Source organism: Immundisolibacter sp. (assembly GCF_041601295.1).
In the GTDB taxonomy this organism is placed as follows: domain Bacteria; phylum Pseudomonadota; class Gammaproteobacteria; order Immundisolibacterales; family Immundisolibacteraceae; genus Immundisolibacter.
Map to the genome: position 1 here is coordinate 1 of NZ_JBFIII010000106.1, position 8,540 is coordinate 8,540.

Below are 8,540 nucleotides of genomic sequence, written 5' to 3' on the forward strand. Positions count from 1 at the left end.
CGGTGAACACCATCCACTCGGGCCGGTTACCGGACTCCTGGAACGACTCCAGCAATTTCAGGCGCTTGACCAGCTTCTTGTGCTTGGTCTCAGATCCGGTGTTGAGGATGTCCTCACGGATCTGACGCGCTTCTGCCGGCAGGTCGAGCGCCTTGAGCAATTCACGTACGGCCTCGGCGCCCATGCGGGCATCGAACTCGTCACCATGCTGCTCGCGGGCCTCGTAGTACTCCTCGTCCGTCAATAGCTTGCCGCGCTCCAGGGGCGTCATGCCCGGGTCGACGACCACGTAGGCTTCGAAGTACAACACCCGCTCGATCTCGCTCAGGCCCATGTCCAGCGCCATACCCATGCGCGACGGCAGGGACTTTAGGAACCAGATGTGCGCCACCGGGCTGGCCAGCTCGATATGGCCCATGCGCTCGCGACGGGTCTTGGTCAGTGTGACCTCGACGCCGCACTTCTCGCAGATCACGCCGCGGTGCTTCAGGCGCTTGTACTTGCCGCACAGGCACTCGTAGTCCTTGATCGGCCCAAATATCTTGGCGCAGAAAAGCCCATCCCGCTCCGGCTTGAAGGTGCGGTAGTTGATGGTTTCCGGCTTCTTGACCTCGCCCCACGACCAGGAACGGATTTTTTCTGGCGACGCCAGCCCGATGACAAAGGCCTCGAAATCATCGATGCCCGTGGTTTGCTTCATCAGGTTGAGAAATTCTTTCACGATCCTATCCCCGCTTTAGGTGACCGAAACAGCAAGCTGCCACCAGTGTTCACTCGCGCTCGAGTTCGATATCAATGCCCAGGGAGCGGATTTCCCGCACCAACACATTGAACGATTCGGGCATGCCTGCCTCTATGCGGTAATCGCCATCCACGATGTTCTTGTACATTTTGGTGCGACCGTTCACGTCGTCCGACTTCACAGTCAGCATTTCCTGCAGGGTGTAAGCGGCGCCGTATGCTTCCAGCGCCCAAACTTCCATTTCGCCGAAACGCTGGCCGCCGAACTGCGCCTTGCCGCCCAACGGCTGCTGGGTCACCAGGCTGTAAGGCCCGGTGGACCGGGCGTGCATCTTGTCGTCGACCAGGTGGTTCAGCTTCAACATATACATGTAGCCAACCGTCACCTCACGATCGAACACATCGCCCGAGCGACCGTCGTACAAGGTGGTCTGTCCGCTTTCGGGCAAGCCCGCCAACCGCAACATGGCCTTGATGTCGTCCTCGCGGGCGCCGTCGAACACCGGCGTGGCCATCGGAACACCGCCGCGCAGGTTATGTGACAACTCGCGCAGCTCGTCGTCTTTCAGGGCATCGAGTTCCGCCCCCGTACCACCGGTTTGGTTATAGATGGTGTCCAGGAACTTGCGCAGTTCCTTCGGTTTGGCGCCGCTGTCGAGCAGGCCACCGATCTTCAGGCCCAGGACCTTGGCAGCCCAGCCAAGGTGGGTTTCCAGCACCTGGCCCACGTTCATTCGCGAGGGCACGCCAAGCGGGTTCAGGATCACGTCCACCGGCGTGCCATCGGCCATGTACGGCATATCTTCCGCCGGCACGATGACCGAAATGACGCCCTTGTTGCCGTGACGACCGGCCATCTTGTCGCCCGGTTGCACGCGACGCTTTTGCGCCACGAACACCTTGACCATCTTGAGCACGCCCGGCGGCAGCTCCTCACAGGTGGTCAGGGTCTTGCGCTTTTCTTCCTGCAGGTCGTCGAACTCCTTGCGCTTGCGAGCAAGCTGCTCAAGAGTGCGCTCGACCTGAGCCGCGGCATCGGCATCCTTGAGCCCGATCTCGCCCCAACGCTCACGCTCCACGGTGCCAAGATAATCCGCGCTAATAACGGTGCCCGCTTTGAGCTTGTTGGGGCCAACCTGCGCCTGCTTGCCAACCAGCAGACGTTCGATCCGGGAATAGGCGTCGTCGGCCGTGATGCGGTACTGGTCGTCGAAATCCTTTTTGACGCCGGCGAGCGCTTCGGACTCGATCGCGCGTGTCCGCTCGTCCTTCTTCACCCCTTCGCGGGTGAACACGTGCACATCGATCACGGTGCCGACCACACCGGCCGAAACACGCAGCGAGGTGTCCTTCACGTCCGACGCCTTCTCGCCGAAGATCGCCCGCAGCAGTTTTTCTTCGGGCGTCATCTGCGTCTCGCCCTTGGGCGTGACCTTGCCGACCAGGATGTCGCCGGGGCGCACCTGGGCACCGATGGCGACGATTCCGGACTCATCCAGATTGGCCAGGGCCGCTTCACCCACATTTGGGATGTCGGCGGTGATTTCCTCCGGCCCGAGCTTGGTGTCACGCGACACGCAGGTCAGTTCCTGAATGTGGATGGTGGTGAAGCGGTCCTCTTGCACCACCCGCTCGGAGATGATGATCGAGTCCTCGAAGTTGTAACCACTCCACGGCATGAACGCCACCAGCACGTTCTGGCCTAGCGCCAACTCGCCGGCATCGGTGGACGAACCGTCGGCGAGCACGTCGCCACGCACGATGTGATCGCCAGCCTGTACCCGGGGACGCTGGTTGATGCAGGTATTCTGATTGGAACGGGTGTATTTGGTCAGGTTGTAGATATCCACGCCAGAGGTCCCGGCATCGGCCTGGTTGTCGTCGACGCGCACCACGATACGACCAGCGTCCACGGCATCGACCACGCCGCCGCGCAATGCGACTACCGCGGTACCGGAGTCGCTCGCCACGGTGCGTTCCATGCCGGTCCCGACCAGCGGCTTGTCGGCGCGCAGGGTCGGCACTGCCTGACGCTGCATATTCGAACCCATCAGGGCCCGGTTGGCATCATCGTGTTCCAGGAAGGGAATCAACGAGGCGGCCACCGACACGATCTGCCTCGGAGACACGTCCATGAACTGCACCTGATCCGGCGTGGTCATGGTGAACTCGTTACCAAAACGGCAGGAGATCAGGGCATCCGTGAGCTCGCCATCCGCGCCCAGCTGGGTACTCGCCTGAGCAATCACGTACTCGGGCTCGTCGAGCGCCGACATGTACACCACCTCGTCGGTAACGTGCGAGTCACGCACCAGACGGTACGGCGTTTCCAGGAAGCCATAATTATTGGCGCGAGCAAACACCGCCAGCGAGTTGATAAGACCGATATTGGGGCCTTCCGGCGTCTCGATGGGGCACACCCGGCCGTAATGGGTTGCATGTACGTCACGCACTTCAAATCCGGCCCGCTCGCGCGTAAGGCCGCCCGGGCCCAGGGCCGAGATGCGTCGCTTGTGGGTCACTTCCGACAGCGGGTTCACCTGGTCCATGAACTGCGACAGCTGCGAGGATCCAAAAAATTCCTTGATGACCGCCGACACCGGCTTGGCATTGATCAGATCCTGAGGCATCAAGCCTTCGGATTCGGCGAACGACAAGCGCTCGCGCACCGCCCGGTCCACGCGCACCAGACCGATACGGAACTGGTTCTCGATCATCTCGCCCACGCAACGCACGCGCCGATTGCCCAGATGATCACCATCATCCACAGTGCCCTGACCGTTTTTGATATCGATCAGCCTGCGCAGCACCGCAACGATGTCTTCTTGCGACAGCACGCCGGGACCGGTGGTCTCTGGGCGACCGACGCCCCGGTTGAACTTCATGCGGCCGACGCCTGACAGGTCGTACAGGTCACCGCTGAAGAACAGATTATTGAAAAGGTTCTCGGCGGCATCCCGGGTCGGCGGCTCGCCCGGGCGCATGATGTGGTAAATCTCGACCAGCGCGTCCTGACGGCCGGTGGTGTGATCAATCCGCAGCGTGTCCGAAATATACGGACCACGATCCACGTCGTTGACGTGCAACACCTCGATGTCCGGCACACCGGCGGCTTGCAATTTCTCAAGCAGCGCTTCGTCGATCACCGCATTGGCTTCGGCCACGATTTCGCCACTGCTCGAGTCGACGATGTCCTTGGCCAGAATCTTCCCGAACAGGTAATCGGGCGGCACCACCAGCTTGCGCGTACCGGCCGCCTCAAGTTGCTTTGCCTGACGCGCCGAAATGCGCTTGCCGGCCGGCACAATGACTTTCCCCTTGGCATCGGTAATGTCGAAGCTGACCTGCTGGTTGCGCATACGATCCGCCACCAGGTCGAGCGTGATCTTCTCGCCGCTGAAGTGCAGCTTGTCGGTCTCGAAGAACAGACCGAGAATTTCCTCAACGCTATAGCCGAGCGCTCGCAACAGCACGGTCGCGGCAATCTTGCGACGCCGATCGATACGCACGTACATCAGATCCTTGGGATCGAACTCGAAATCCAGCCAGGAACCGCGGTAGGGGATGATTCGGGCCGAGAACAGCACCTTGCCGGACGAGTGGGTCTTGCCCTTGTCGTGAGTGAAGAACACACCGGGCGACCGATGCAACTGGGACACAATGACCCGCTCGGTGCCATTGATCACGAAGGTACCGGTGTCGGTCATGAGGGGGATTTCCCCCATGTACACCTCTTGCTCGCGCACGTCCTTGACCACTCGGGTCTTGCCGGCTTTGTCGTAGATGACCAGCCGCACGCGGGCGCGCAGGGGTGCGGCGTAGGTCATGCCCCGCACCTGGCAATCCTTGACGTCGAACGGCGCCCGGCCCAGTCGGTACTCGACGAATTCGAGCGCGGCGACGCCGGTGCTGCTTTGAATCGGGAACACCGAACGGAAGGCCGCCTGCAGGCCAACGTCGCCACGCTGCTCCGGCGTCACACCCGTCTGCAGGAAACGCCGATACGAGTCCAACTGCATTTCCAGCAGATTCGGCACTTCCAGCACTTCCGGCCGACGACCGAAATTCTTGCGGATTCGCTTTTTCTCGGCGAACGAGTAAGCCATGGATCCAGCCCCCAGATTAAACCTTACGGGTGACACTCAACGCCGACGGCGCGGCGAAGCACTGCCCGCCTCCGGCAACCGAACGAGTCAACAAAAAACAAAAGAAGACCCCGGACGCGGCCCAGCCGGTGGCTTACACCCACTTGGCCCGCCAAGGATCTTCCTTCGGGTAACAGCAGGCCTGGCCGCCAGATGCGGCCAAGACCTACAGCAAAAGCGTCCAGTCGGCTGACGCTGACGCAACTCGGCAAGGATTACTTGACCTCAGCCGCAGCGCCTGCCTCGGTCAACTGTTTCACCACTTCCTCGGCCTCAGCTTTCGGCACGCCGGTTTTGATGGTGGCCGGCACGGCTTCCACCAAATCCTTGGCCTCTTTCAGGCCCAGACTGGTGATGCCGCGCACCGTCTTGATGACGTTGACCTTGTTGTCGCCGAAGCTCGTCATTACAACGTCGAATTCGGTGCGCTCCTCGGCCTGCGCGCCGCCATCGGCCGCCGCCGCTGCCGCCGGTGCGGCGGCGAACGCCGCTGCGCTGACGCCGAATTTCTCTTCCATCATGCCGATGAGATCGACGATCTCCATCACCGTCATGCTGGAAATCGCGTCGAGAATTTCTTCCTTGCTAACCGCCATGATCCTGACTCCTAAGAACGAAAAACGGAAATTTTCAAAAAAATAACGTCCAGCAGCGCTGGCCGACCTAACTAACCCTGTTTCTGATCCCGCACCGCTGCCAGCGTACGTACCAGCTTGCTATTGGGCGCCGCAAGCACGCGTACCAGCTTGGCAATCGGCGCCTTCATCACGCCCATCAATTGAGCCAGCGCTTCATCACGCGTCGGCAGCTTGGCCACCGCATCGAGATCCTGCGGACCCAGCAAACGCCCGGCCACAGCCACCAGCCGCACGTCCGCCTTGGGGTTGGCCTTGCGGAAATCGCGCATCATGCGCGCCGCGGCACCCGGCTCATCACGCGAAAACGCCACCAAAAGGGGGCCCTTGAGCGTTTCACGCACGCACTCGAACCCGGTACCGGTCACCGCGCGCCGCAACAGGGTGTTCTTGACCACCTTGAGGTAAACGTCGGACCGGCGCGCCTCGCGCCGCAGCCGGGTTAGCTCGCTGACCGTCAGGCCGCTCAAATCCAACCCAACCATCACCGGGGAATGTGCCGCTACAGCAGCCACTTCGGCTACTACCGCCTGTTTTGTTTCAAGAATGGTCGCCACGGCCAAAGTCCTTAAAGTTGATTAATGCTGTTGGGCCGCCGGCTACAGGCCGAGGCTAGCCGGGTCAACAGAAATACCCGGCCCCATGGTCGAGGACACCGTCACTTTGCGCAGATACATGCCCTTGGCCGTCGCCGGCTTGAGTTTGTGGACCTCAGCCAGCACCGCCTGCAGGTTGTCGCGCAGGGCGTCCACCTGGAACGACGCGCGACCAATCACGCAATGCACAATCCCGGCCCTATCGGTACGGAAGCGCACCTGACCCTTCTTGGCATTACTGACAGCGAGTGCGACATCGGCAGTCACGGTGCCCACCTTGGGGTTTGGCATCAGACCCCGTGGGCCCAAGACCTGGCCCAGGGTGCCAACCACGCGCATGGCATCCGGCGCGGCAATCACCACACTGAAATCAAGGTCGCCACCGCGTATCTGCTCGGCGAGATCTTCCATACCGACCACGTCAGCGCCAGCGGCGGTCGCCGCCTCGGCTGCCTGACCCTGTGCAAATACGGCCACGCGGGCGCGCTTGCCGGTGCCATGAGGCAACACGGTGGCGCCACGCACCACCTGATCCGATTTGCGCGGGTCCACACCCAGATTGATGGCCACATCCATCGACTCGTCGAACTTGGCGCTGGTCAATTCCTTCAGCAGGCCCAGTGCGTCGGCCAATGGCACCAGCCGGCGACTGTCCAGCTTGGCGTTAATCGCTTTACGTCTTTTGCTAAGTGCCATGTCAGACGCCCTCCACGGTCAATCCCATACTGCGGGCGCTACCGGCAATGGTGCGCACCGCGGCGTCAAGATCAGCCGCCGTGAGGTCCGGCTCCTTGGCCTTGGCGATTTCCTCCAGCTGCGCCCGTGTCACCGACCCAACCTTGTTGGTGTTGGGGTTAGGGCTGCCTTTGGCGATGCTGGCTGCCTTACGCAACAATACCGACGCGGGCGTGGTCTTCTTGACGAAGGTAAAGCTGCGGTCTTCATACACGCAGATCACTACCGGCACTGGCAGGCCCGGCTCCATGCTGGCAGTTTCGGCGTTGAACGCCTTGCAAAACTCCATGATGTTGACGCCGCGCTGACCCAGCGCCGGGCCAACCGGCGGACTCGGATTAGCCTGCCCGGCCTTGACCTGCAGCTTGATGTAAGCGGTAACTTTCTTTGCCATTTCAAATTTCCAATTGACGGGTATAACGCCTTGCGGCTCCCCGTTGCCCCCTCATGGGCAGCTAGGCTTTCTCTACCTGGGAGAAATCCAGTTCGACCGGCGTGGACCGGCCAAAAATCATTACTGACACATTGAGCCGGCTCTTTTCATAGTTGACCTGCTCCACCACGCCATTGAAATCGTTGAAGGGGCCGTCGGCGACTCGCACCATCTCGCCCACTTCAAAGAGTACTTTCGGCTTCGGCTTGTCCTGCCCCTCCCGCACACGGTCCAGAATTTCTTCTGCCTCGCGCTCGGTAATGGGCGCCGGCTTGTCACCGCTGCCACCAATGAAACCCAACACCCGCGGCACACTACGCACCAAGTGCCAGGTCTCCTCGTCCATCTCCATCTGCACCAGCACGTAGCCGGGAAAGAACTTGCGCTCACTGGAGCGCTTCTGGCCATCCTTCATCTCGACGACTTCTTCCGTCGGCACCAGGATGTCGCCGAACTTCCCTTCCAGGCCGGCCCGGGCTACCCGTTCCTTGAGCGTGCGCTGCACGGTTTTCTCGTACCCCGAGTAGGCGTGCACCACGAACCATCGCATCGCCACCGGTCAGCCTCCCAAACCCATGAATGCCCCGATTGCGAGACTGATTACCCAATCAAACAGCCACAGCATGATCCCAACGACGACCGCCGCGACGAACACCACAGCCGTGGTTTGCCCCGTCTCGCGTCGTGTTGGCCACACCACACGCCGCAGCTCCGCACGGGACTCCTTGAAAAAACCCCACAGGCGCCCGCCCGGCCCGCTGCTGGCGGCGACCAGTAACGCCGACGCAACGCCGGCCAGAACCGCCAATACCCGCAGCACCTGCGCCTGATCGGCCAGCAGGTAAAAACCCACAATGCCGGCCGCCAACAAGCCGGCCGCCAGGATCAACTTGAGTCGATCAGCAAAATCCTGTCTCGCCACCGGCGCATTAACTGCCATGTTGCATAAAGCCTTCGAGTTGGCTCACGGGATCCGGCCCAGGATTGGCAGGCCAGGAGGGAATCGAACCCCCAACCTGCGGTTTTGGAGACCGCCGCTCTACCGATTGAGCTACTGGCCTGTACCCCGAAACACCCGATGCGCCGACTCTGGTCGACCGTAACTTGATCTTATTTACTCAATCACCTTGACGACGACACCGGCGCCCACGGTACGGCCACCTTCGCGGATCGCAAACCGCAGGCCGTCATCCATCGCAATCGGCGTGATCAGCGACACCTGCAGGTTCACATTGTCCCCCGGCATCACCATCTC

General features: G+C 61.3%; 7 protein-coding genes, 1 tRNA gene and 2 pseudogenes. All 10 read right to left on the reverse strand.

All coding sequences use genetic code 11. The features are described 5' to 3' along the window. Nucleotides 1–721 (reverse strand): annotated as a pseudogene (locus tag ABZF37_RS12225) (DNA-directed RNA polymerase subunit beta'); the annotation flags it as partial. A gap of 49 nt (nucleotides 722–770) precedes the next feature. Next, the gene (rpoB, locus tag ABZF37_RS12230) at nucleotides 771–4,847 is read right to left on the reverse strand and encodes a DNA-directed RNA polymerase subunit beta (RefSeq protein WP_372720305.1); all 4,077 of its coding nucleotides are present in this window, start codon (nucleotides 4,845–4,847) and stop codon (nucleotides 771–773) included. A gap of 254 nt (nucleotides 4,848–5,101) precedes the next feature. Continuing rightward, nucleotides 5,102–5,482 (reverse strand): 50S ribosomal protein L7/L12, encoded by a 381-nt coding sequence (gene rplL, locus ABZF37_RS12235; RefSeq protein WP_372720307.1) that lies wholly within the window; start codon nucleotides 5,480–5,482, stop codon nucleotides 5,102–5,104. 71 nt (nucleotides 5,483–5,553) lie between these two features. Next, the gene (gene rplJ, locus ABZF37_RS12240) at nucleotides 5,554–6,078 is read right to left on the reverse strand and encodes a 50S ribosomal protein L10 (RefSeq protein ID WP_372720309.1); all 525 of its coding nucleotides are present in this window, start codon (nucleotides 6,076–6,078) and stop codon (nucleotides 5,554–5,556) included. A 42-nt stretch (nucleotides 6,079–6,120) separates the two neighbouring features. Next, entirely contained in the window at nucleotides 6,121–6,813 is a 693-nt protein-coding gene (gene rplA / locus ABZF37_RS12245; protein ID WP_372720311.1) for a 50S ribosomal protein L1, read from the reverse strand. Between the two features lies 1 nt (nucleotide 6,814). Further along, entirely contained in the window at nucleotides 6,815–7,246 is a 432-nt protein-coding gene (rplK, locus tag ABZF37_RS12250; protein ID WP_372720313.1) for a 50S ribosomal protein L11, read from the reverse strand. Between the two features lie 61 nt (nucleotides 7,247–7,307). Beyond that, the gene (gene nusG, locus ABZF37_RS12255) at nucleotides 7,308–7,841 is read right to left on the reverse strand and encodes a transcription termination/antitermination protein NusG (protein WP_372720315.1); all 534 of its coding nucleotides are present in this window, start codon (nucleotides 7,839–7,841) and stop codon (nucleotides 7,308–7,310) included. Nucleotides 7,842–7,844: 3 nt separating this feature from the next. Then, the gene (gene secE, locus ABZF37_RS12260; protein ID WP_372720317.1) at nucleotides 7,845–8,225 is read right to left on the reverse strand and encodes a preprotein translocase subunit SecE; all 381 of its coding nucleotides are present in this window, start codon (nucleotides 8,223–8,225) and stop codon (nucleotides 7,845–7,847) included. A 45-nt stretch (nucleotides 8,226–8,270) separates the two neighbouring features. Continuing rightward, nucleotides 8,271–8,346, reverse strand: a tRNA-Trp gene (locus ABZF37_RS12265). Nucleotides 8,347–8,399: 53 nt separating this feature from the next. After that, nucleotides 8,400–8,540, reverse strand: a pseudogene (tuf, locus tag ABZF37_RS12270) (elongation factor Tu); the annotation flags it as partial.

Excerpts from the sequence above, each read along its gene's own strand:
- rplL (WP_372720307.1), bottom strand. The coding sequence starts at position 5,482 with ATGGCGGTTAGCAAGGAAGAAATTCTCGACGCGATTTCCAGCATGACG.
- rpoB (WP_372720305.1), bottom strand. The coding sequence starts at position 4,847 with ATGGCTTACTCGTTCGCCGAGAAAAAGCGAATCCGCAAGAATTTCGGT.
- rplK (WP_372720313.1), bottom strand. The coding sequence starts at position 7,246 with ATGGCAAAGAAAGTTACCGCTTACATCAAGCTGCAGGTCAAGGCCGGG.
- rplA (WP_372720311.1), bottom strand. The coding sequence starts at position 6,813 with ATGGCACTTAGCAAAAGACGTAAAGCGATTAACGCCAAGCTGGACAGT.
- secE (WP_372720317.1), bottom strand. The coding sequence starts at position 8,225 with ATGGCAGTTAATGCGCCGGTGGCGAGACAGGATTTTGCTGATCGACTC.